Genomic DNA, 24,009 nt, shown 5'->3' with positions numbered 1-24,009 from the left:
TCCGCTGACGCGCCGACTGGACGGCGATCCGCCCAGCCGGCAACCATTTCTCACGGAGGCAACGGCGGGCCCTGGAAGCCGACGAACGCCGTGTAAGGGGCGCCGTTCGTCGGCGTGAACGTCGCGGTCACGGGGAAGACGGACCCGGCGCCGTTGCTGATCATGGTCGTTGCACTTGCCGACTGATTCGCCGTCCCCTGGACCACGACCTGACCCGGCGTGTTTCCGATGACGGTCGTGTTCGCATCCAAGAGTTGGCTGCTCCCGAAGACTTGCGAAATGGGAGTGCTGCTGAAGGCAAGGCCGGCCAGCGTATTTAGTCCCGTCAGCGATGATTGCCCTGCCGTCGCCGTTGCAGTGAACGTGACGCCGTTCGACATGAACGTGGTCGTCCCCGACTTGAGCGCGGGAGCGCTGAGCGTTAGGCTCGGCGGAGTAATTCCCGTGATCAGTTGGGCCCCCGTAAAGTTAGCGTTGGTGATCGTCTGATTCTCTAACAAGTTTGAGACGTCTGACACATGGGTGATCACGTTGCTGCTGCTCGTAACGTCTCCGGTAAAGCTAAGCAGCGCGAGGGGAATGGTGATGTTCCCGCTAAAGGCCGAACTCGTGACGGGAACTGGCGATCCGAGCGGTTGCGATCTGCTGCCGTCGCTCAGCGACGCACTGAATGCCACTGTGCCGGTAAACGTCGTGCCAGGCAGCGTCGCGGTGACGCCTACGTTCGCTCCCATCGCCGCCTGGGCGGGGCTCAGCGTCATCAGGAAATCGCCGTTCACGCCGATGAGTTTAAGCGGTTGATACGCAACGCTCGGCGCTGAATTCGCGTCGCCCGAGTAGACCGCAGTCACCGTGTAGGTATGAGAAGTACTGCCGTCGGCCAGGGCCGGCAGCGTCGCGCTGATCGTCGCGTTGCCGCTGCCGTCGAGCGTCACCGGCTGCCACGGCGGCGAGGCGCTGTAGTCGTTGGAATTGATCGCCACGCCGTCGACGAAGAACGTCACCGTTCCGGTCGGCGTCGGATTCGCGCCGGACGGCGCGACGTGCGCCGTCAGCGTGATCGGCCCCCCTTGTTGAGCGCTCGCCGGGATCGCGGTGAAGGTCGTCGTCGTCGAGTGCTGCGACGCGCTCCACGAATTGAGCAACACCTGCGCGAGGCCAACTTGGCTGACGTTCAGATTCGTGCTGCTGCCAAATTTATCGTCGTACGGGAAGCCGTACGCGAGGCCGTCGACCGCCACCCCCGATTCGTGCCAATATTGGACCCAGTAGTTGTAATTTCCCTCCTGACCGTTGTTCTGCTGGAACCACGACGTGCGGTCGCCCCAGAGGAGCCCGCTTTCCAGTGCGATGCCGCGATTGAACGCCGCGGCGATCGAGTTCTCCAAGTCTCCCATCACCGCCGACCAGTACGTGGGGAGATTTTGGTCTTTGTAATAGGTGGCGCGGAACGTGTTATCAGCAAAGAATCCGTCGCACGCGAACAGCATCTGCGAAGCCGACTGCCCCTCCATCTTCGCGGTCACGAGCCAAGCCGGCGCAGCGACTGTGGGAAATAGCGGGACGTAGTCGGTTGGATTTGGCAAGTTCGAAGCCGTGAACGGATAAAAAACCAAATACGGCGTCGCTTCACTGGGCGTCGTCAAATACAAAACGTAGCCCAAGCTGCCAACTTGTTTCACCGTCCCGCTGTAGGTCAATGTACTCCCCGACGCCGTCGACTCGATCTGACACACCTCGCCGCCGCCGTAGACTTGCTGACCGCCCGACATGACGAACTGATTCGCAGGTAGGTACTGTAAAAAGAACTTGTCGATGTATTCGTTGTAGTAGTTGTTAAGCAGGTTCGACGACTTCGAATCGAGAAGCGCTTCGACGACGTCCTTCGGCGACACGAGCCTGCTCCCGCTGCCGTACACGCGCCAAGTGCCGCCGCTTGTGTAAGCCGTTGCGGAGTCGCCGTTTGATCCGTCGAGTTCGAACGTCGTGGCGGTGACATTCGAAATGTAGTAGAAGCCGTTAGCGTACGTGTTGCCGCCGACGTCCGAGATTTCGACGAGATCGCCGTTCTGGAGTCCAGCGGTGCTGCTGGCGGTGATGACGATCGGCTGGTTGGCGCCCGGATTGCTTGCGCCGGTGATGGCCAGCGACCACTCGCCGCCGGCGACGTACGTCCCCGCAGCGGTCAAACCATTGAGCGTAAACGTATTGGCCGTCACGTTGTTAATCGTGAACAATCCGTTCGCCGCCGTGGCGCCCTGGATGTCGGAGATGAACACCTGATCGCCGTTGACCAACCCGGCGGTGCTGTTGGTCGTAATCGTGACGACGCTGCTGGCGGTCGTCGCGCCGGTAATCGGCACCCCGCCGGCGACCTCGAACGGCGACGCCGATTGCAAGAAAGGCCGCGCTCCCGCATGTCCCGCCCCGAGTTGCAGATTCAGGAACGCCGCCAGCGAGTTCGAATTCGCATTATCTAGGATCTCGTTGCGCGTGCCGTCGACGCCCACCGGTCCGCCGTTTTGCGCCGACAACGCCACCCCCTGCGCCGACGACGTCGCCGTTGCATTCAAGCTGAGCTTGATCGTCCCAGCGCCTGTGTCGATGCTGTCGATGATCGCTCCTACGGCCATGCCAGTTCCCGTGACGGCTTGGCCAACCTTTAGACCGCTTATCCCGGAAAGAACAGTAACCGTCTTGCTGCCGGTCGCGGTCACGCCCGTGAAGTGGGCGTTGAACGGCAGCGTCCCCTGCGCGTCCTTAAAGAACTGCAGCGTCATCGGCAAGCCAAACGCATCGACCTGCGACGTATCGATGTCGAGGCTCGGCACGCCGGCCGTGTTCGTGACGGTGAATTCCAGGAAGTCGTAAAACGTGCCGCTGCTCGGATCGGCAGGGTTCGAAGCGCTTGGCGCCGAAATGGTGCCGTTCGTCGAATTGACTTGCGCTTGCACCGGTGCACCGACCGAAATCAAAATGCGACCAGTGAACTGATTCCCCGGCGCCGGAATCGGAAACTGCAAATTGCTGCCCCATACCGAAGACGCATTCGCCCACTCTGCGATCGTGGAGCTCGGCAAAATCGCCTGGTTCGGAGTGTTAACGCCCACCTCAAGCGTCGCCGTCGAAATGGGAATCGGTGTCGGCTGGCCGTTCGGGCCGACGGGGCTTAGGCTCCCAGCGTCCAGATAGTAACTTACCCCCGGCGGCGGCGTCACCCCGGCAGCCGGCGTGGCGATCTCCTCGCCGAAGACGGCAATCCACACCTCGTCGTCATCAAAGCCGGTCGCGTTCGCTACCGCTTGCGCAATTTCCAGCGGAATGAAACTCGACATCACGTCATCGACGACCGTCGGCTTCGACTGTCCCTGCGGCACAGTCACGGTTCCAACCGTCCCCGTAGCAAGCAGTTGCAAGGTTCCGGGAGCCCCGTTAAGCGTCACCGTGCCAATCGAGCCGACGGTGGGCATGGCGCCCATCGTAAAGTCGTCGATCGTGCCGAAGACGTTGTCGGTGCCGGGAGAACGATTGGCGGCAAGAACGCTGCCGTTACCAGAGGCTTGAATCACCACCGGCCCGATGTTGCCGGAAGTGTAGACGTTCGAATTGACGAGGCTCTGGAAGAACACCGACTGCATGCCCCCGATGCCGGCGGCGATGTCCGCCCCGGTGGCCGAACCGGTGACTTTCACCTTGCCGATCTGAGGCGCCAACACCTCGGAACCGACGTTCATGGTGACGATGTTCAACGAGGAAATCATGCCGTCAGCCGTCAACGACGAATTGGCTTGCATCGTCCCCACAGTAAACGTCGCCACCGTTCCTTCCACGTCGATCAAGGCATTAGCGCCCACGTTGTCGATCGCGAAGCTATCGCCGACGTTCCCGTGGAGCAAAATTTGGCCGTTCGGCGACAGCGTGATCCCCGAGCTGCTGAACTGCTTCAGCGCCACCTGACTGTTGATCGCGCTGAACACGGTCAGGCTATTCATCGTCGAGCCGTTGTCCGTCCCGCCGCTGGCGGTGATCTTCAGCTGCGACGTCGACGTCGTCCCCGATAGCGTCATCCAATCGATCGAACCGCCCGTCAACTGGCCGTTCGTTAGCGTCATCTGCCCGCTGCCGGGGCCGGTGAGCTTGACGCTGACCTTCGTACGATCTGCATCATAGAAGGTGTAGGTGTTGCCGCTGGTGATCGAAATCACCTGGTTGCCGCTCATCAAATCTCGCCGTTCCAGCGGCTCAAACCGCAGCCGCGGATTGTGACGGTTGGCGGAACGTTGACGGCGACGCTTCAAACCCATGGCGACCTCGAATTGGCGAGAAGTCAGCGCGCCGCTCACCGCGAGCGCGCCACGAATGACTTACACCAATTCAATATCGGAGTCGCCCGCTGCATCATTCAAGAGCAGGAACCCGCATTTGTCACGCGCTCCAGCGCGGATTCTTGAATGCGCGTGAAGCTATGCAGAAAGATCGGAATGCCTTGCCGGTACATGTGGACTTGAGCGCGGCGCGCGAGTGGAGCGCGCAATCAAGCGGCGCCAAGAGAGACCGCGAGTCGACGCGCTCCGCGCGTCTAAGAGTTGCACAGCTCGCCGTCAACGCCCTCAGGCTCTAGCTCGCTGTCGCATTCTTCATCTTCTTCATCGCGCCGTTTCCGCGGTCGCAGCTCGCTCACGACGACGCCCGCCACAATGAGCAGCGCCCCGACAATCGCCATCATCGGCAACCTTTCGCCGGCGATCCGCCCGACGATCCCCGCCCACACCGGCTCGCCGGAGTAAATGAGCGTCGCTCGCGTCGGCGAGACCGACCGCTGGGCCCAGTTCATCGCGAGTTGAATCGTCCCGCCCACGAGCCCCAGCCCGGCCGCGATGATCACCAGCGTCCACGAGAAATTCGGTAGCGATTCGCCCAGCACGGGCATCGTCCCCCACGATAGCACGGCCGTCACCGCGCACTGGATGAGCGTCACCCGCCGGCTGTCGACGCTCGGCGCGAAATGCCCAATGAGGATGATCTCGACCGCAATGGCGAAGGTTCCCAACAAGGTCAACACCTCGCCGCGCCCCATGCCGAGCGATCCCGGCTCCGGCCCGGCCAGCAGCATCAATCCGGTGAACGCCAGCGCAATGCCGATCCAGCTCATCAGCCGCGGCGGCTTCCGCATCACGGCCCACTGCAACAGCGGCACGATCGGCACGTAGAGCGCGGTGATGAACGCCGACTTGCTGCTGCTGATCGTCTGCAGCCCCGCCGTCTGCAGCGCGTAGACGAAGTACATCGTCAGCCCGATCCAGCCCCCCGCGATCAGCTCATGCCGCGTCATCCCGCGCAGCACTTTCAATCCCACCGCCAACATGAACAGCGTCGCGAACAAGAACCGCAGCCCGACGAAGAACAGCGGCCCGCTCAGTGCGACGCCCTTTTGCGTCGCCAGGAACGTGCCGCCCCAGCCGATGGTGCTCACCAGCAGCACGAGCTCCTGCCGGCTCATGCGCCACACGAGCGATCGCGAAGAGGGGGTCGGCTCGGTCATCGGCAGGCGTCCTGATTCCAAATCGTTCAACTCATTGCATCCCCGACGGACACCAACCGACCACCGCCGGTTCGCCTGCGGCCTCCCGCGAGAATGCCCGGCAAAACCTGCCGCCGTGCTTCTGGCATCGCGATTGCAGTTACTGCTAATCGTCCAAATAGAAACCCCGGAGAGTTTTCCATGACTACCGAAACCGACAGCCTGTTCCCGCTCCAATATGTAAACGAAATCATCCATTGCAAGAGCGCCGAAGATCGCAAGGTGCTGCAAGAGGCGGTCCTTGTCGCCGAGGACTCCGCCGATGCGAAATCATTCACGGCCGAGCAATTCCGCAAGATGAGCGACAAATGCGGCGAGTATGGCCTCGTCAACCTGCAACAGGTCACCGGCGAACTAGCCATGCGGGCCGCGGGATAGGTACTGAACCGCTAGGGACGCCAAGGAAATATGTGGGGAATTGAACCACGACGACTCGGCGGACAAAACGAGAAGCGAGGCAATTCCGTCAGACTTGTATTTCCTTTGCGCCTTCGCGCCTTTGCGTGAGATCTTTAAAGAAAACTGGTCTCACGCAAAGGCGCAAAGGAAATCGGTGACAACTTATGCGTCCCTCGGCATCCTTGGCGGTTAATGCTTTTTGCCTAATTGCCCGCCGACGCCGCGCCGCCTATATTCACAGCGGCCTGAATGCTCGGCGGCGGAACCCGGGACGCACGACGCGAAGCGATCCGTTTGGACACCGATCGACATCATTGATTCGAGTTGGGGCACGGAGAGGCGTCGCCAGTCTCTTAGGGGGAACTGGCGACGCCCTTTTTCATGCGCCGAAGCATTTGCACCGCGCGCCACGCACCCTCATTACCCAAACAACAGCCACGAGTGCGGCATGAACCTCACCGACAACTGGCAATTCTGGGCCCTCCTCTCCGCAGCCTTCGCCGCGCTCACGGCCATCCTCTCCAAACTTGGCGTCCGCGGCGTCGACCCCGATGCGGCCCAACTCATTCGCACCTTGGTCGTCGTCGCCCTACTCGGCGTCGCGCTCACGCTCATGGGCAAGCTCCGCGCGCTCGGCAGCATCACCCAGCAGAACTGGATCTTCCTGATGCTCGCCGGCCTCGCCACCGCCGCGTCATGGGCTTGCTACTTCCGCGCGCTGAAGATCGGCGACGCCACCCGCGTCGCCGCCGTCGACAAACTGAGCGTCCTCATGGTCGCCATCTTCGCCGCCCTCTTCCTCAGCGAACGCCTCGGCCCCGCGAGCTGGCTAGGAGTTGCGCTCGCCGCCGGCGGCGTCTTCTTGCTAAGCTGGGCCCGCTGAACGCCGCCCAATCTCGCATCGCGCAAGCCAACAGACAACCATGGATGTTCTTCAAGCAGAGTGCGTGAGCCGCCACGAAGCCATCGTCGGCGAATCCCCCGTCTGGTCCCCCGCCGAGCAAGCCCTCTACTGGGTCGACATCACGGGCGGCCAAATCCACCGCTTCCATCCCGGCACGAGTGCGAGCAACACGTTCGACCTCGGCGAACCAGTCACCGCCCTCGCGTTACGAACGCAAGGCGGCCTCGTCCTCTCGCTCCGCAAAGAGTTTGCGTTTTACGATCTCAAGTCGCGCCAGCTCACCCGCCTCGGTAACCCGGAAGAAAATCTCCCCGACAATCGCTTCAACGACGCCAAGTGCGATCGCCAAGGCCGCTTCTGGGCCGGCACGATGGGCGACAAGCATTGGGACCAACCTTGCGGCGGCCTCTACCGTTTTGATCCCGACCGCACGATCACCAAACATCAAAGCGACGTCATCTGCGCGAACGGCATGGGCTGGAGCCCCGACAACCGCACGATGTATTTCACCGAAAGCTTCCGCTACGCGATCTACGCTTACGACTTCGACGCCGCGAGCGGAGCGATTTCCAATCGCCGCACCTTCGCCGAAGTCGACCGCTCCGCCGGCGCCTTTCCCGACGGCCTCACCGTCGACGCCGAAGGTCACGTCTGGAGCGTCCACAACGCGGTTGGGCGGGTCGTCCGCTATACGCCGGAGGGCCGCCTCGAACGGACGATTGAACTCCCCGTCCCCCGCCCCTGCGGCTGCAGTTTCGGCGGCGAAGAGCTCGATACCCTCTACATCACCACCGCCCGCGAAACGCTCACGCCCGCACAGCTCCAACAGTTCCCCCTCTCCGGCAGCCTGTTCGCCGCGAAGCCCGGTGTGCGTGGATTGCCGGAGGCGCAATTCGCCGGCTAGCGACTCGCTAACGAGAGAGGACAGAGTGTCTTAAATTTTGAGGTCCCCTCCCCTTGAGGGGGAGGGTTAGGGAGGGGTGAAAGAAGCGGGTACCAGCGGTCCACCCCCTCCCCAGCCCTCCCCTCAAGGGGGAGGGAGCCAGAACATTCACTACAAGAAACCGGCGCCTGCCCCGACCAATCAATAGAGCTAGTCAAAAGAACCTAGTATCATCCCATGTCGCGGCAACACCTCTACGGCATCCTCCTCATCGTCGCCGCCTTCTTCTGCGTCGCCGTGATGAGCGCCTTCGGCAAAGGCGCCGCCAACGTCTCGACGGCGACGATCAGCTTCTTCCAAAGCTTCATCAGCCTCGTCCTCTTCCTCCCCTGGACGCTGCGGCACGGCCTCGCCGACCTCAAGACGACGCAGTTCCCGCTCCACCTCGCGCGGGCCCTCGCCGGCTTGCTGTCGCAAGTCCTCTACTTCTGGGCCGTGAAGGAGATGACGCTCATCGACGCCGTGCTCCTGGTGAACGCGGCGCCGCTGTTCATTCCGCTCGTCGCCTGGCTCTGGAACCGCACGCCGATTACGCCCGCGGTCGCCGTCAGCCTGCTCGCCGGCTTCATCGGCGTCGTGCTGATCATCAAGCCAGGCGCCGACCTGCTCACGAATCCCGCCGCACTGATCGCCCTCTCGGCCGCCCTCTTCTCCGCGATCGCGCTGGTGAGCGTCAACAAGCTCTCGGGCCAGAATCGCCCCGACACGATTTTGTTTTACTACTTCTGCATCGCGTCGATCGCCACGCTCCCGTTCGCGATCGCCGATTGGAGCATGCCTTCGCCGCGTGGGTGGGGCTACTTAGCCGGCGTCGGCCTCTTCATGGCGCTCGCGCAGCTCCTGATCATCCTCGCCTACCAGCACGCCACGGCTTCGCAAATCGCGCCGTTCAACTACTCGGTGGTGATCTTCTCCGGCCTCATCGGCTGGGTCGTGTGGGGCAACACGCTCGACTGGATCTCCGCGATCGGCATCGCCCTCGTCTGCCTCGGCGGCATCCTGAGCATCGTCCTCTCGCCGCCCCCCAAGCCAACCCACGGCGTCGCCGCGCCAATAGCCCCGATCTCCGCCCGGGGGTAGGCCTCCATTCCGATCGGCTTGATCGCGCAGCGCTACGGCGAGCCGGAGGGTTCATCCCTCCGGTCATCAAATCTCCATGCCAGTCGACTTCGTCGCGCGTAGCGTCATCTCCGATCAAAAAAGCGTGATCAGCAGCGCGCTAAAAAAGCCACGAAGATAACGGAACCATCAAGCCACATCGCCTTGACGCTAGAGGTGGGTCGGCGATTAGCCCCCGAAGGGGGCGGCATGATGTAGCCAGGGGCGTGAGCCCCTGGTTCGAAGCCTGGTGGTGATTCGTAGCCCCGTGAGGGGCGGCGTTATTCGTCACAATAAGTCGGAGTGATGTCGCCCCCCACGGGGCTTAAACTGACAGCTCGGCCCTGAGACCAGGGGCTCACGCCCCTGGCTACATCACTCGGCCCCTCCGGGGCCAACATAGTGTCGTTAGAGTAGGGCCTGGCGCGGCCAAATTCAGCCCCGCTTCCGCCGCATCAGCGCCACGCCGCAGACACCAAGCCCCGCAATGCCAAGCGTCGCCGGCTCCGGAACGCTCACCATCCGAAAGTTGTCCATCCCCGTCGTTTCGGCGACGCCGATTTGCGACTCGAGCGTGATCATGATCATCGTCACGTTGCTCAGCACGGCCGCCACCGCTTCCGGCGTCGTTTCAAATCCCGCGGCGTTGAGGTTCACGGAGAAGGTGGTCCAGTCGTTGGACGGTGCATTGGCCCCGGCGATGTCGGCACTGATGGCATTGCCGCCGTTGAAGAGCGTGACAAATCCAAACGCCGCGTACTTCTCAGCGTTGCCGCCGACCTGGCGTGCATCGAAGGACAACGTGCCGTTCAAGAAAGCGCTCTTATCGCCCAAGAAGCTGGCCGGCGCCATCACGAACATGTCCGACAGGTCGGTATCGGTCTGCTGCAGGAATCCGCCCGGATTACCGCCGGTGGAAACAAAGGCCAAGTCGCCGCCAGTGCTGCCAGTCCAACCCTCGAGCCCCGCATCGAAGGTGCTCTCAAGGGTCACTGCCGACGCCGGCGAACTAAGGGCCGAGGTCCACAGGAGCGTGATGATTCCGGCTAGCAAACACAGATTCTTCGTCATGGTTCATCCTGATTGATAGGGAGTGGCCGCGAATCGCAGGCATTGACTCGCATGAGACGACCTACGAAGGGCCAAGCGCCAACGCGGCGAGTTTGTTTCTGTCGCATCCAAAAAATTTGCAATCGCCCCCGACGACTACCCGCAATTGCCAGCGTCGCTGGCTCCAGGACCGCGCTCACGTCTGAAAGTTATCCATCTCGATCACTCAAGATCGAGATCATTAACAAAGCTGGCCTCGGGAACGACTTCGCCAGGGTCGACCCCGAGCACGCCCGCAACAAGTTGCTGCAGCGGGGAGAGCAAATCTTCGTCGCGAATATCCATATTGACGGCGGTCGAGCGCCCGACAAAACGCCGCGTAACATCGCCCACAGTAGCAAACTTCGGCGGCGGAATCACGCGTAAGGGGGTAGTTGCGAGGTTGAGTAAAATCGAAAAACAGGCAGCGGCCATCACGCCCAGCGGGAGGCACTTCACGTCGATCAGCAATGTTGAAGTTCCGAGTAAGAACGCTACGAAGTAAATCGCCCACGCAATGCGACGCAAACTCAGCGGCAGTTCCAACGCTGGAGCCGCTCCCACCCAGGGTTGAATTGATCGCCAATACTGGCGCCGTCTACTTGCCGGAATGACTCGTTCCAACGGCGTGGAGGGACGTAGGCGTAGCTCGGCATGGCTAAGAAAGTCACGCAGATTGCGACGAACATACAAGAAGGCCGGCAGCGAACGGCACGGTGCAACTCGCGCGGCCGCTCGCCGCGCTTCAATCACCGATAACAATTGGCCGACCGTTTGGATCGCCTCGGCTTCGTCATCGCGAAGGGTAATGCCAAAGCGATCCTCGATCGCCGTCACTAGGTTAATTCGCAAATCTTCCATTTAGACTCCTCGAGCGCCCTGCGTGTTACGAATCGCCCGAATCAAGAATGAGCTTACTCCGGCTTCGACATCAGCGCCTTGAGCACGCGCGGCACGTGGACCTCGACCCAGGCCGGAGCGTCTTCCTCCTGCCGCATTTTGTCGAGCGGTTCGATCGCCTCGTATGCCCCCGGCATGTATTCCAAGACGATCACCGCATGCCACCGCCGCTCTGTATAGCCGTTGAGTTCGCGGCTACTCAATCCGTCGCCGGGAGGCTCAAGCCACTGAGTAACAAATTCGCGGTACTCGTCGCGATCCTCCACTGGTACGAGTCGATACAGAGCCGCGGCCACGTTAATCCGCTCATCAACGTCGTCATACTCGCTGGCGAACATGCCTCGCGGCACGTTCTCACGGCTCAAGGTCTTGTAGCGACGCTGGAGCTCGCCGATCGCGTTGGGATCGTCGTACCCAACGCTCGCCAAGGCGTTGATCAAGTACATCCGAATCAGCCGCTCAGGATTCTCCTGCAACCGGCGCAGCAGATCGGGGCCGCACGCCCGCGCGGAACCGCCGATCTCGTCAATGACATAGGCGGCGCGTTGCTGAACGGCAGATTCCGGAGCGGAGAGCGCGGCGACCAGCTCTGGTCGCAACTCATCGAAGTGCTCACGAAAAAACCCGACTTGCTTCGCATCGGGCAGGTACATCCCCATGTCTGCCCAAGACGCAATGTACTCGCTCGACTGCCGAGCAACGTCCGCCGACGGCGTCGAGCCGCCCGGTTGACAGCCAACCGCGCCGCACGCGGCAAGGAGCACCAGCAGAAACGAAGGGAAACGCATCAGAAGATCAGCCCCCGGCGCCATCGATCTCTATGAGTTGACGATTTTAATGCACTATTTCTTACCCTGTCACTCGCATCCATCAATTTAATGTTCGCTGCGAACGGCCGCATCTTTTTCGAAGCCAGTAACCAGCCGTGAGATTCTTCACCGTCCGGAAGTCGCCTCGCCAGGCGGCCCCAGTCTGAAGCGACGACTCGCCGCCCAAAAATCTTCGAAGTTTGTTGTCGAAACTAGGCCACCACTTTTGTTAGGCTCGATCTACCAAGGCGCCGCTGCGCGATAAGGCAATTCAAACTGCCGTCGCACAGCACTCGCGGCTTGCGGTCGCGACAAATTGTCGCAACGCCGAAGCGCGTAACCCACACGCGGAAAGCAACTTACGATTTATGTCGCCAAAAACGCGTTTCGCGACTAAAAGCGACAAAGCAGCCGCGGGTCAACGACCCGCCGGAGCGGTGATAGAAAGCGGTCGGTGGGCAGTGGGCAGTGGGCAGTGGGCAGTGGGCAGTGGGCAGTGAAAGCAAACCCGTTCGCTGGCCTCCGATGCGCGCAAATTCGTATAATTCGCGGTCAAATCCCCCGCCTTCCCCTTGGCGTCCTTGGCATCCTTGGCGGTTAAACTAAACAGCTTCTGCGGGTCCTACGGAGCCAATTGGCTTTCGCCCGATCTCCGTCTACAATCATGGGTTGCGCCGCCCCACGCCCGTTTTGGCCGGGGACCGAGTGGTCCTCCGGAGTCGTCGATGTCGTCTCAGTTGCCTATCCTTCCGAGCACTCCCCCTGCCCCGGCAGCGCCCGCCGGAGCCGATCCTTCGTTCGTCAAGGGGAAGTACTGCTTCATCAGCCTCGGCTGTCCCAAGAACTTGGTCGACAGCGAGCGGATGCTCGGCCTGCTCCAGCTCGACGGCTACAAGCTCGTGAACACCCCCGAGGAAGCCGACTTCGCGGTGGTCAACACCTGCGGCTTCATCGAGGCGGCCCGCGCTGAATCGTTCGGCGCCATCGACGAAATGCTCGCCCTGAAGCGCCGTGGCGACTTGCGCGGCGTCATCGTTTCGGGCTGCCTCGCCGAACGCCAGCAAGAGGCGCTGCTCGTCGAGCGTCCCGACATCGACCACCTCGTCGGCGTCTTCGGCCGCGAGCACGTCACTAAGGTCGCCGACCGGTTGCTCGGCGGTTTGGAAGAACAGCGCAACATCTTCCAACCAGCGCCGACGCACCCGCTCCCCGACACGGCCCGCCTGCGCATCACGCCGAAGCACTTCGCCTTCCTGAAGATCTCCGAAGGCTGCGACCGCCTTTGCACCTTCTGCGCGATCCCGAAGATGCGCGGCAAGCATGCGACGAAGCCGATCGAAGAGGTCGTCGCCGAAGCCCGCGAACTCGCCGCCGACGGCGTTCGCGAACTGGTGATCGTCGCGCAAGACACCACTTACTACGGCAAAGATCTCTACGGCGAACCGCGCCTCGTCGAGCTGCTTCGCGAACTCGAAAAGGTCGAAGGCCTCGACTGGGTCCGGTTGATGTACCTCTACCCGATGTACTTCACCGACGAGCTGATCGACGTCATCGCCGGCAGCCAGCGGATCGTGCCGTACCTCGACATGCCGCTGCAGCACATCAACGACACGATGCTCCGCCGCATGCAGCGCCGCGTGAAGCGAGCCGAGACCGAAGAACTCCTCGGCAAGCTACGGTCGAAGATTCCGAACCTCGTGATGCGGACCACCTTCATCACCGGCTTCCCCGGCGAAACCGACGAGCAGTTCAACGAACTGGTCGACTTCGTCGCCGAGCAAAAGTTCGAACGGGCCGGCGTCTTCACCTATTCCTTGGAGCCCGACACCCCCGCGGCCAAGCTACCCGATCATGTCCCAACGGAAGTGATGGACGAACGCCGCGAGATCCTGATGGCCGTCCAGCAGGAGATCGCGTTCGAGTGGAACGAGCGTCAGCAAGGGCGAGAACTCGACGTGCTGATCGACTCGGCCGTGCCGGGCGAACGCGACGTTTGGATCGGCCGCTCGTACGCCGACGCCCCCGACGTCGACGGCATCGTCTACGTGACGGGCAAAGGGCTGGCGACCGGCAAGATCGCCCCATGTGAAATTGTGGCAAGCAAGGAGTATGATTTAGTAGGAGCACTGAGCGGCAAACCTCGCTAAAGAGGCCCGCGACTGTGGGGGACGCGATCGTATGTGGGAGGCGTCTCCGACGCCGATAACGCGCGGCGTTCACAACCGGCTACTGCCTCGCAGAAGTCTCCCGCAGATGATCTTGATTCAGTACTTTCTCGCATCGCCCAACGAGCCGCCGTCATGTCGGACACCGCCCTTCCCGCCGCGAAGGCTCGCGTGCTGAACGTCCCCAACATGGTGACGATCTCGCGCCTGATTCTTGCGGTGGTGCTGTTCGCGTTGATGAGCTTCAGCCAGTACACCGCGGCGCTGGTGACGTTCATCGTCGCCGCGAGCACCGATTGGGTCGATGGCTACTGGGCCCGTAAGTACGGCCAAGTGACGCAGCTCGGCCGGATCCTCGATCCGTTCGCCGACAAGATGATCATCTGCGGCACGTTCATTTACCTCTCCGCGGCGCCGCAACTCGTCGACGGCTCGCCCGCATCGAGCGTTACCGCCTGGATGGCGACGGTAATCCTCGCCCGCGAACTCGCCGTCACCGCACTCCGCAGCTTCATCGAAACCAACGGCGGCGACTTCTCCGCCAAGTGGGCCGGCAAGTGGAAGATGGTGTTCCAGTGCATCGCCGCCGGCTTCAGCATCGGTCAGCTGCAGTGGTTCGACGCCGCCTCGCGCAGCTTCGCCGCCGACCTGCCCGGTTGGGTGCCGTCGACACTGCACGTCACGCTCTGGATTGCCTTGATCCTGACAATCTACTCCGGCCTAGAGTACATTTGGGTCTCGGTGAAGGTCCTCAAGCGGATGGATGGCTGAGCGTTCATCAAAAGCCACCGGCTTCCAACTAACTGGCGATCGACAATGTTCCTGGTGACTTCATGGGCTACGCCGTAATCGCAGCGGTCGCGCTCAGTCTGGGAACGCTCTTCCAACTGTTCCAACGCCATATCGCCGGCGAGCCGCTGATCCCCGCCGAGCTCCGCCGCATCGTGCCGTGGAACGCCGTGGCGCCCCTCGTGCTGCTCGCTCCGCTGCTGATCGCCCTCGCCACAAGCGCGCTCTCCGGCGGCAGCGACTCGCTACCAGGCGAACCTGAAACCACGCTCACCGGTGGAGCGACCGCGGCCGCGCTCACCGGCGCCGGCCTCCCTGCCGGCGGCCAATCGATCGCCGCCGCCGTCGCCGCGTCCGCCACGAGCGAAGCGTTCTACGGCATCGACTCCGGCACGATGATCGCCGCAATGTGGGGCCAAGCGGCGATGACGCTCACCCTGGCGGCTGCGTGCTTCGCGCTACTCGTCCTCGCATTCCGCGCGAACCGCACCGACCTCGGCCTGCCCGCTGACGCCACGCAGTTCGTCGCCGACGTGCAGCTCGGCGCCCGCATGTGGGCCGCCTCGCTCGTGCCGATTTACGCGATCATGGTGGCGCTCAACTTCGCGCTAGAGCCGACCGACCAGCACCCGATCATCGAGCGGCTGATGAAGGACCACTCGATCGGCGTGATGCTCGCCGCAGCCTTTACGGCGGTCGTGGCGGCGCCACTCTACGAAGAGCTAGCGTTTCGACTCGTGCTACAAGGCTGGCTCGAACGCGCCGACATTCTGCTCGGCTCGCCCGAGGCGGTCGAACCGCCGGCCTCCACAGTGACAGCGGACGAAGCAGTGGCATCCGAATCGGCAGCGGCCGCGGCAACACTCCCGACTCTTTCTCTTTCGGAGCGCGTGCTGCCGTACATTCCGCTACCGACACAGTGGCTGCCGATCGCCGTGACCGCAACGCTCTTCGGGCTGGCCCATTGGGGCCACGGCGTTTCCCCCGCCCCGCTGATTCTGCTGGGGGCGATCCTCGGCTACGCCTACCAGCGGACCCACCGCATCGTCCCCTGCATCACCTGCCACGTCCTGTTCAACGGGTTTACGTTCGTCCTCCTCGCCCTCGAGTTTGCCGGAAAAAACTAACGCCCCCGGGTGGCCGATTCTTCCGCCTCGACCGCTCGATTCGCATGCCGTAAAATCAAGGGAAACCGCTCCAAGTTCGCGATCCTCGGCTAACGCTTCACTGTGCAAATCACTCGCAATCCAACTCGTTCGGTCCGCATCGGCACGACCGCCATCGGCGCCGATCACCCCGTCGCGGTGCAAAGCATGACCGCGACGCACACGCAGAACATCGACGCGACGGTCGAGCAGGTGAACGCCCTGCACGCCGCCGGCGCCGACGTCGTGCGGGTGGCCGTCGACAGCACGAAGGACGCCGCCGCCCTCGCCGAGATCCGCAAGCAGACCCAGGCGAACCTCTCCGTCGACCTACAAGAAAACTATCGCCTCGCCGAACTCGTGGCGCCCCACGTCGACAAGATTCGCTACAACCCCGGCCATCTTTATCACCACGAACGCGAAAAGCCGTGGCAGGAGAAGGTCCGCTACCTGGCGAAGATCGCCGTCGACAACGACTGCGCGATGCGCGTCGGCGTCAACTGCGGCAGCGTCGATCCGGCGGTGAAAGATCGTTACGCCCACGACGATTCGATTTCGCCGATGCTCGACAGCGCGTTCGAGCATTGCCAAGTTCTCGACGAACTCGGCTTCTCGCGCTACTGCGTTTCGCTGAAGGACTCCGACCCGCAGAAGGTGATCGAGGTCAATCGCCGCTTCGCCGAACGGCGGCCCGATGTGCCGCTTCATCTCGGCGTCACCGAAGCGGGCCTCCCGCCAGACGGCATCATCAAAACGCGGATCGCCTTCGAACAACTCCTCAGCCGCGGCATTGGCGACACGATTCGCGTCTCGCTGACTGTTTCGAACCCGCGCAAACCGGAGGAGATCGAAGCGGGCCGCAAGATTCTCGCCGACATCGCCGCCGGCCGCGTCCGCTCGGTGGTCGACTTCGGCCTGAGCACGCTGAATATCATCAGCTGCCCCAGCTGCTCGCGCGTCGAGAACGAGGCGTTCATCGACCTCGCCGAGCAGGTGAAAGAAATGACCCGCTATGCTAGCGAGCATGCGATCACGATCGCCGTGATGGGCTGCCGCGTGAACGGCCCCGGTGAAACCGACGACGCCGACCTCGGCCTCTGGTGCGGTCCGACCGTGGTGAACCTCAAACGCCGCAGCGAATCGCTCGGCCAGTTCCCCTACGACGCCATCTTGCCCCGCTTGAAGGCGGAACTCGACGCGTTAATCTCCGCCGGCAGGTAGCCGCGGGTCAACGACCCGCCGGAGCGAGTTCAGAAAGATCCTCAGCGAAGAGCCGTACGCGGATTTACATCAATTGTCCCTCCATCACCGCCCCGGCGGGTCGTTGCCCCGCGGCTACTGGGCGTGAATTGCCATTCGGCGAAGGGCCGCTGGCCGCTAGAATCCCGCGTCCGAATGTCGGCGCCAGCAGCGCCGTTTCCCGCGGCTTTGCGAGCCTCTGCATGCGTCGAACGCCCCTGATCACTGCTTGCTTCGCGCTGGCGATGCTGGCGCTGGGGGCTTGCCGCTCGTTTAACTCCGACCGCCGGATCGACCTCCGCCCTGGCGCCGGTCAGAAGGACGCCGCAGCTTACCTTGCTCACCCCGTTACCGTCGGGCAGCTGGTCTTTCACGCCGACTTCATTCTGCCGAGCGAGAACCGGCTCATCGACGAGCTGGTCGCCGAGCGGCAGCTCATCAGCGATCGACTCCGCATCGCCACCAGTGACCGGCAAATCCACGTCCACCTCTTTGCCGATGAAGCCGACTTCAAACGCCACGTCTCGCGACGCTTTCCTGGCTTCCCCGAACGGCGGGCGATCTTCGTCGAGACCGACCGCGAGCTCGCCGTCTACGCGAGCTGGGGCGAAGCGATCGCCGACGACCTGCGGCATGAAGTGGCGCACGGCTATCTCCATGCGAGCGTGCCGAACTTGCCGCTGTGGCTCGACGAAGGTTTGGCCGAGTACTTCGAGGTTGGCCGCGGCCTCGATGGCGTCAACCGGATGCACCTCGACTACCTCCGCGGGCAGCTGGCCGTCGGCGGATGGCGGCCGAACCTGCCGCGGCTCGAACAGCTAACCGACGCGGGGGCGCTGACTCAGCTCGATTACGCAGAATCGTGGCTGTGGGTCCACTTCCTGCTCCACTCGGAAGCGGGCCGCGAAACGCTCCTCACCGGCTACCTCGCCTCGCTGCAACCGGGCGTCCCCGCCGGCTCGCTCGGCGATTGGGTGAAAGCGAGCGTCAAGGATCCGCACGAGGCCGTCATCGCCCATTTGCGATCGCTATCCAAATAGTCGATCTCCGGGGGCGATCCTTTCAGGTAAGATTGTCACGCTGCCTTCGTCCATCCGGCGTTGGCCGGGCGACGGAGTCTTCCGCCTGCTCCACTGCACATTCTCGTCGAAGGATTATTCATGGCTTGGGATACTGCAGATCAACTGATCGTCAAAGAACACCTCGGCCTGTTCAAAGCGGCCAGCAACTACGACATCTACGACCTCGACTCGGGCGAGATGGTGCTCGAGTGCCGTGAGCCGCACCTCAGTTGGCTGACGCAGGCCCTTCGCTTCACCGATTACCGCCGGATGACGCCGTTCGATATCCACGTCACCGACATGCAGGGCAACCTGGTCGTGCGGGTCGTCCGCGGCATCTCGCTCTTCCTTTCGAAGGTGAAGGTCTACGACGGCGAGGGCGCGCTGCTAGGCGGATTCGAGCAGAAGCTCTTTTCCATCGGCGGCGCCTTCAACGTGCACGACGAGCACGGACGGACGGTGTGCCAACTCGCCGGCAAGTGGACCGGCTGGGAGTTTAAGTTCACCGCGAACGGCGTCGAGCTGGCCCGCGTCAGCAAGAAGTGGGCCGGCATCCACAAAGAGATGTTCACGACGGCTGACAGCTACGCGCTCGACGTGGCGAACAACATTCCTCCCGAATCGGCGATCCGCAAGCTAATCCTCGCGGCCGTGCTGTGCATCGACATGGTGCTGAAGGAGTGAAACGGCGCCCTACTATCGAAGACGGCGCGTCGCACTACTTCATGAAGTCCGGACTCGCCGCTTGATTAATCATCCCAATATACATGCCCGCCGCGCGGAAGATGAGGATGACGATCAACACGATCACCACCGCCCAGACAACGTACCCAATCGTCTGGCCAATAATGCTGATCGCCGTGTTCGAACGACGTTGGTACTCCTTTGAGAGCCGCTCCATCGTTTCCGACATCATCCCCGTCTGTTCGCCAATAGCGATCGACTCCAGCAAGTCGCTGGGGAAAGCGTTTGTCTCGGCGAGGGCTGAATGGAGCGACATTCCTTGTTGGATGTTGCTCGCCACCTGCGGACCCAACCCGCGGTAGTAGTCATTGCCTGATGCGTCGAGCGCGAGCGGCAGTGCTTTGCGCAGGTCCATTGAGGTGTCGAGAATCAGCTGCAACGCCCAGGTGAACCGCGCCAGCGCGAGCGTGCGGATCGCCTCGCCGAGCGCGGGAACGCCGAGCAACCAACGCTGCAACTGCCGCGTCCAAAGAACACCGCGCCGCCCGGCTTCGATCGCCAAAAAGACGGCCGCCACCGCGAGGGCGATGCACCCGACGTACAGCATGAGCCCTGACGAGCCCGAGATTCCTAGCCCGAATAAGTCGAGCGGCTCGCCGTCGAGGTTCTGCAGCTGCAACGCTCCAGAGATCCAGATCACGATCCCGACGACCGCCAGCGCGATGAAGAGCTGAATCATCGGCCACGCCAGCGCCGTCATCAGCGACCGCTTCGCTGTTTGAGCATGCTCGTAATGCTCGGCCAACCGTTTGTAAGCATGATCGAGCCGGCCGCTCGTATCGCCGATGGCGACGATCTGCTTGAACATCCTCGGCAGATAACCGTCGCTCATCGCGAGGGCGTCGCTAATCGACACGCCGCGGGAGAGTTGGTCAGCCACTTCTTGCAGGGCCGCTTGTTCGCGTCCGCGGCTGCGGGCGGCTTCATCGCGCCAGATCTTGCGGTCTTCGATCCCCGCGCTGGTGGCGAACGCCAATCGCCGGCAAAGCGTGGCGAGCGGTTTGAGGCGGATGCGGGGGGAGAGGAACATCTTTTTCGAACGCTGCTTGGGGAGTGTCGCGATGACTTAGTGCGATCGTTGGGAATCCCTCCCCTAGCCCCTCCCTGCGAGGGAGGGGAAAATTACTACACGCCGATGTCTTCGTTCCAAAGTTCCGGCCTGGCGGCGATGAAGTCTCGCATCAATTGTACGCATGTCGAGTCGTCGACAATCTCCAGCGCCACGCCGCGCGACCGCACGTACTCTTCGGGCCCCTGGAAGGTGCGGTTCTCGCCGATCACCACCCGCGGAATGCCGTACAGCAGCGCCGTACCGCTGCACATGTCGCACGGCGACAGCGTCGAGTATAACACGGCCCGTTGGTAGTCCCGCGCGGCGAGCCGGCCGGCGTTTTCCAGGCAGTCCATCTCGGCGTGGAGAATAGCGCTTCCTTTCTGCACGCGGCGATTGTGGCCGCGGCCGACGATCTCGCCGTCGATCACCAACACCGACCCGATCGGGATGCCTCCCTCGGAGAGGCCTTGCTTCGCTTCGTCGATCGCGGCTTGCAGAAACGGATCCATCGGCATTCTCTGGGCTTAGATTTAGTTCAGCGGGGGCTAACCACGAAGGCTCGAAGGGAAGCACAAAGGAATTAAAGAGTACGGCCCGCTAATTGACGCTAATGGGCGCTAATATGAATTTCTATTAGCGCCTGATCAGCGTTCATCAGCGGTTAGGCAGTCCTATCCGTAATCGTTGATGCGCGAGCAACAACTCTTTGTGCAACTTCTTCGTGCCTCAGAGCCTTTGTGGTTAATCTTACGCCACTAAGCCAACAGCGGCGTGAATTCGAATTTGCCGCCGTCGAATAGGCCCTTGTCGCTGAGTTTCAGGGCGGGAATCACCAACAGTGCCATGAACGACAGCGTCATGTAGGGCGCCCGCAGGGTCGAGCCCCAGCGTTTTACGGCGGCGTCGAGTTCCTGGTAAGCATGCCCCACTTCCGCGCACGTGCCTGTCGCCATGAGTCCGGCGACAGGGAGCGGCAGCACCCAGTGATCGCCTTGCACGTGGTTCACCGCCGCCAGTCCGCCGCCAGCGTCCATCACGGCGTTGACAGCCGCGGCGATATCGTCGTCGCTCACGCCGACGGCGATCACATTGTGCGAATCATGGGCCACGCTCGACGCCATGGCGCCGCTTTGCAGTCCGAAATTCTTGATGAACGCAATTGCCGGCGCCGCCTTGGTATACCGATTGACGACGACCAGCTTGAGCAAGTCGCGCGTCGGATCGCTGACGACGACGCCCTCCACGGCCAACGGCTCAAACTCCAGGCGGTTAGTAATCAGCTGGCCGTCGAGCGCCTCGATCACCTGCAACTTCGTGCCGGCGTGCGCTTTCACGGCAAACTGCTCGGGCTGTACATGCGTTGCCGTGAAGTGATTGACGACCTTGGGCTCGACGCGCGGAATGAGCGTCTTGCCGTTCTCGGCGACGAGCTTGCCATCGATCCAGGTCCGCTTCACGTTGAACGCGGTGAGCGAATCGACCTCGATGAAATCGGCCGGATCGCCGACGCGGAGTTGGCCGACGTTCAGCTTGTAGTGCTCCACTGGATTCACGCACGCTGCTTGCAGCGCATCGAACACGTCGATCACGCGCTCCACCGCGCGGCGGACCAGCGCGTTGATGTGGCTGACGAGCAACTCGTCTGGGTGCTTGTCGTCGCTGCAGAGCATCGCCATCGCGGGATGTTCGCCGATGAGCGTATGAAGGGCGTCAAAATTGCGTGCGGCCGAGCCTTCGCGGATCGAAATCTTGCACCCCGCGGCGATCTTATCGAGCGCTTCCTCCTTGGTGAAACACTCGTGGTCGGTCGTGATGCCAGCCGCGATGTACTTCGCCGCGTCGGCGCCGCGGAGGCCTGGAGCGTGGCCGTCGACCGGCTTGTTGCGGGCATGGGCGGCCCGCACCTTCGCCAGGCAGTCGGGATCGCCGAACAAAATGCCCGGGAAGTTCATCATCTCGCTGAGGTACACGATCCGCGGATCGTCGAGCAACTGCTCGACCTCGGCGACCGAGATCGTCGCCCCGGCAGTCTCGAACGTCGTTGCCGGGACGCACGAAGGGGCGCCAAAGTAGAACTTGAACGGCACGTGCGAGGCGTTCTCCAGCATGTAGTGGACGCCGGCGACGCCGAGTACGTTGCCGATCTCGTGTGGATCGCTCACCGTGGCGACGGTGCCGTGAACGACCGCCGCGCGAGCGAACTCGCTCGGCACGAGCATCGAACTTTCGACATGGACATGGGCGTCGACGAACCCCGGTAAGAGGAACGTCGCGGCAGGCTTCGTCGTCGGCGTGATCGCGGCGATTCGCCCGTCGACGACGCTCACTTCCGCTGCGGCGATCTTCCGACCGGCAATGTCGACGACCTGTCCAACAATGGTCTGGGAACCCGCGTTCATGCGGCGACCTCTTCCGTGTGCTGGTTAAATTGAACGCCTGAAACGCGCGGACGCCGTCGCTGGGACGATCCCAACGACGGCGCCGCCGTTTGTTTTACTGCAACAACTTCGACCTTACGAACTACTGCGTCCCCGACCGCGGCCTCGACCGCGACCTCGACCGCCTCGTTCGCGCCCGCCGCCGGGGCCGCCGGGCCGCGACGGCGAATCCTTCCGCGACTGCAGGTTCAGATCGACCATCACGCCGATCGCCTCCGACCAGGTCGGGATGTTCTTGTGCGACATTTGCGGCATGTCATCGTCGTCATCATCTTCGTCGTCATCGTCACGCGAACGGGTGACAGGAGCGAAGTCGTCATCATCGTGCTCCGCCTCTTCGTCGTGCTCCTCTTCGCCGTCACTCTCCTCGTCACGGCGCGAAGCAGGACGGGGCTTGCGAGCGGCAGCGGGACGTTCTTCGGAGCCTTCGCTCGAACCACCGCGACGGCGACGACGGCGACGACGACGCGGGCGATCGCCCTCCGCAGCTTCGGCTGGCGCCTCGTCTTCGTCTTGCTCGGCCGGCTCGACGCTGTCGCTCAGTTCTTCGTCCGCGTCCGATTCGGAATCTTCCAAATCGCGTTCTTGGCGCGGTTCATCGCTACGCCCTTCGCGAGTGCGCCCGCGACCGCCGCGACGACGACGGCGACGGCGACGGGGGCGATCCCCCTCTTCGCCAACTGCGCCTTCGGTCTCTTCGGCAGCCACTTCGCTTTCATCGGCGACTTCATCTTCCTCATCGTCACCGGCGCCTTCCAGCGGATCGAGTTCGTCCTCAACGGGGCGCGATACGGGGGCTTCGTCGTCATCGCCTTCCTCTCGCCAGCGCGGACCGCGGCGCCCCTCTTCGCGGCCCCGGGGGGCACGCGGCGGGCGGGGCGGACGCGGAGCTGGCGGAGCGAACGTCCCCTCGAACAAAGCGTCGAACGCGTTGCGAGCCGCTTCGCCCGACAGCGAATCATCGCCCAAACGCGAAGCGAACTCGTCAGCTAGATCGGAATCATCGTCGCTGAACTCGACCGAGACGATCTCTTCTTCGATGATCTCTACGAAGCTCGATTCCAACGGCTCGATGCCTGCGAAGCTCGATTCGAGTTCGCCCGGCGTAGGCTCGTGACGCGGCTCCTCGGCTTCGGCGCGGGGAGCCCGCTTCGATTCTCGCTTTGGCTTCGGCTCCGCCTTTGCCTTGGGTTCAGCCTTCGGCTGCGGTTTGGGCTCTGCCTTCGCCGGTGGTTCGGCCTTCGCTTTGGGCTGCGGCTTGGCAACGGGCTCTGGTTCCGGCGGAACTTCGATGCCCAATTGCGAGGCGAGGCCACCCCAATCGCTCGGCTTCGCCTTCGGCGGGGCGGCGACGATCGTCGGCGGGATGACAGTCGTTTCGATCGCGGGGCGTTTCCGCTCCAACGCGTCGGGGGCCGGGGCGGCGCCGATCTCCTTGATGAGGTCGTCCCAGGAAGAGGAATTCTGGTTTTGGTCCATCTGCTACGTCGATGAAAATGGTGACAGCCCGCACGTGGGGGCCGGAGGCGCGCGATGGGCCTCTGGGAAAGGCGTGGCAACGTCTGCCGAGCCTCTGTAAACAATATAAAGTGTTGTCAGCAAGGCGAATAGGACTCGCCGTAATCTGCGTTGAACGCCCCCCGCCGGCGAA

Annotated in this window: 19 protein-coding genes; 10 read left to right on the top strand and 9 right to left on the bottom strand. The window is 62.6% G+C overall.

Annotated features, from left to right (window positions below):
* Positions 1 to 50: 50 nt before the first annotated feature.
* Positions 51 to 4,304, bottom strand: a complete 4,254-nt coding sequence (locus PLANPX_RS10380) for a beta-1,3-glucanase family protein (RefSeq protein WP_152098665.1) — start codon at positions 4,302 to 4,304, stop codon at positions 51 to 53.
* Between the two features lie 275 nt (positions 4,305 to 4,579).
* Positions 4,580 to 5,542, bottom strand: coding sequence for a DMT family transporter (locus PLANPX_RS10375; RefSeq protein WP_152098664.1), 963 nt, complete (start codon positions 5,540 to 5,542; stop codon positions 4,580 to 4,582).
* A 180-nt stretch (positions 5,543 to 5,722) separates the two neighbouring features.
* Here PLANPX_RS10375 and PLANPX_RS10370 point away from each other — a divergent pair, with 180 nt between their 5' ends.
* From PLANPX_RS10370 to PLANPX_RS10355, 4 genes are all read left to right on the top strand, one after another.
* A complete protein-coding gene (locus tag PLANPX_RS10370) occupies positions 5,723 to 5,959 on the top strand; it encodes a hypothetical protein (RefSeq protein ID WP_152098663.1) in 237 nt (78 codons plus the stop codon).
* A 469-nt stretch (positions 5,960 to 6,428) separates the two neighbouring features.
* A complete protein-coding gene (locus PLANPX_RS10365) occupies positions 6,429 to 6,863 on the top strand; it encodes an EamA family transporter (RefSeq protein WP_152098662.1) in 435 nt (144 codons plus the stop codon).
* Between the two features lie 40 nt (positions 6,864 to 6,903).
* A complete protein-coding gene (locus PLANPX_RS10360; protein WP_152098661.1) occupies positions 6,904 to 7,788 on the top strand; it encodes an SMP-30/gluconolactonase/LRE family protein in 885 nt (294 codons plus the stop codon).
* A 216-nt stretch (positions 7,789 to 8,004) separates the two neighbouring features.
* On the top strand, positions 8,005 to 8,907 hold the full coding sequence (locus PLANPX_RS10355) for a DMT family transporter (protein WP_152098660.1): 903 nt from the start codon (positions 8,005 to 8,007) through the stop codon (positions 8,905 to 8,907).
* A gap of 453 nt (positions 8,908 to 9,360) precedes the next feature.
* Here the strand turns inward: PLANPX_RS10355 and PLANPX_RS10350 are convergent, their stop codons facing one another.
* The 3 genes from PLANPX_RS10350 to PLANPX_RS10340 all read right to left on the bottom strand — a co-directional run bounded on the left by PLANPX_RS10350 (position 9,361) and on the right by PLANPX_RS10340 (position 11,702).
* On the bottom strand, positions 9,361 to 9,996 hold the full coding sequence (locus PLANPX_RS10350; protein ID WP_152098659.1) for a PEP-CTERM sorting domain-containing protein: 636 nt from the start codon (positions 9,994 to 9,996) through the stop codon (positions 9,361 to 9,363).
* Positions 9,997 to 10,197: 201 nt separating this feature from the next.
* Positions 10,198 to 10,560 carry a hypothetical protein gene (locus tag PLANPX_RS10345; RefSeq protein WP_152098658.1) on the bottom strand — a complete coding sequence of 121 codons (363 nt, stop codon included), beginning with the start codon at positions 10,558 to 10,560 and terminating at the stop codon, positions 10,198 to 10,200.
* Positions 10,561 to 10,928: 368 nt separating this feature from the next.
* Entirely contained in the window at positions 10,929 to 11,702 is a 774-nt protein-coding gene (locus PLANPX_RS10340; protein WP_152098657.1) for a hypothetical protein, read from the bottom strand.
* 746 nt (positions 11,703 to 12,448) lie between these two features.
* Here PLANPX_RS10340 and rimO point away from each other — a divergent pair.
* From rimO to PLANPX_RS10310, 6 genes are all read left to right on the top strand, one after another.
* Positions 12,449 to 13,870 carry a 30S ribosomal protein S12 methylthiotransferase RimO gene (gene rimO, locus PLANPX_RS10335; protein ID WP_152098656.1) on the top strand — a complete coding sequence of 474 codons (1,422 nt, stop codon included), beginning with the start codon at positions 12,449 to 12,451 and terminating at the stop codon, positions 13,868 to 13,870.
* Between the two features lie 153 nt (positions 13,871 to 14,023).
* A complete protein-coding gene (gene pgsA, locus PLANPX_RS10330) occupies positions 14,024 to 14,659 on the top strand; it encodes a CDP-diacylglycerol--glycerol-3-phosphate 3-phosphatidyltransferase (protein ID WP_152098655.1) in 636 nt (211 codons plus the stop codon).
* Positions 14,660 to 14,721: 62 nt separating this feature from the next.
* Positions 14,722 to 15,804, top strand: a complete 1,083-nt coding sequence (locus PLANPX_RS10325) for a CPBP family intramembrane glutamic endopeptidase (protein ID WP_152098654.1) — start codon at positions 14,722 to 14,724, stop codon at positions 15,802 to 15,804.
* Positions 15,805 to 15,906: 102 nt separating this feature from the next.
* Positions 15,907 to 17,043, top strand: coding sequence for a (E)-4-hydroxy-3-methylbut-2-enyl-diphosphate synthase (gene ispG / locus PLANPX_RS10320; protein WP_152098653.1), 1,137 nt, complete (start codon positions 15,907 to 15,909; stop codon positions 17,041 to 17,043).
* A 221-nt stretch (positions 17,044 to 17,264) separates the two neighbouring features.
* A complete protein-coding gene (locus PLANPX_RS10315) occupies positions 17,265 to 18,101 on the top strand; it encodes a hypothetical protein (RefSeq protein ID WP_152098652.1) in 837 nt (278 codons plus the stop codon).
* Positions 18,102 to 18,221: 120 nt separating this feature from the next.
* Complete coding sequence (locus PLANPX_RS10310) at positions 18,222 to 18,806, top strand: phospholipid scramblase-related protein (protein ID WP_152098651.1); 585 nt, start codon at positions 18,222 to 18,224, stop codon at positions 18,804 to 18,806.
* A gap of 34 nt (positions 18,807 to 18,840) precedes the next feature.
* Here the strand turns inward: PLANPX_RS10310 and PLANPX_RS10305 are convergent, their stop codons facing one another.
* From PLANPX_RS10305 to PLANPX_RS10290, 4 genes are all read right to left on the bottom strand, one after another.
* Positions 18,841 to 19,896, bottom strand: coding sequence for a type II secretion system F family protein (locus PLANPX_RS10305; protein WP_152098650.1), 1,056 nt, complete (start codon positions 19,894 to 19,896; stop codon positions 18,841 to 18,843).
* Between the two features lie 95 nt (positions 19,897 to 19,991).
* Positions 19,992 to 20,429 carry a nucleoside deaminase gene (locus PLANPX_RS10300; RefSeq protein WP_152098649.1) on the bottom strand — a complete coding sequence of 146 codons (438 nt, stop codon included), beginning with the start codon at positions 20,427 to 20,429 and terminating at the stop codon, positions 19,992 to 19,994.
* Between the two features lie 246 nt (positions 20,430 to 20,675).
* Positions 20,676 to 22,319 carry an adenine deaminase gene (ade, locus tag PLANPX_RS10295; RefSeq protein ID WP_152098648.1) on the bottom strand — a complete coding sequence of 548 codons (1,644 nt, stop codon included), beginning with the start codon at positions 22,317 to 22,319 and terminating at the stop codon, positions 20,676 to 20,678.
* 114 nt (positions 22,320 to 22,433) lie between these two features.
* The gene (locus tag PLANPX_RS10290; protein ID WP_152098647.1) at positions 22,434 to 23,837 is read right to left on the bottom strand and encodes a hypothetical protein; all 1,404 of its coding nucleotides are present in this window, start codon (positions 23,835 to 23,837) and stop codon (positions 22,434 to 22,436) included.
* Positions 23,838 to 24,009: the final 172 nt, after the last annotated feature.

This window comes from Lacipirellula parvula (assembly GCF_009177095.1).
In the GTDB taxonomy this organism is placed as follows: Bacteria; Planctomycetota; Planctomycetia; order Pirellulales; family Lacipirellulaceae; genus Lacipirellula; species Lacipirellula parvula.
This window is presented reverse-complemented; position numbering and strand designations above follow the sequence as displayed.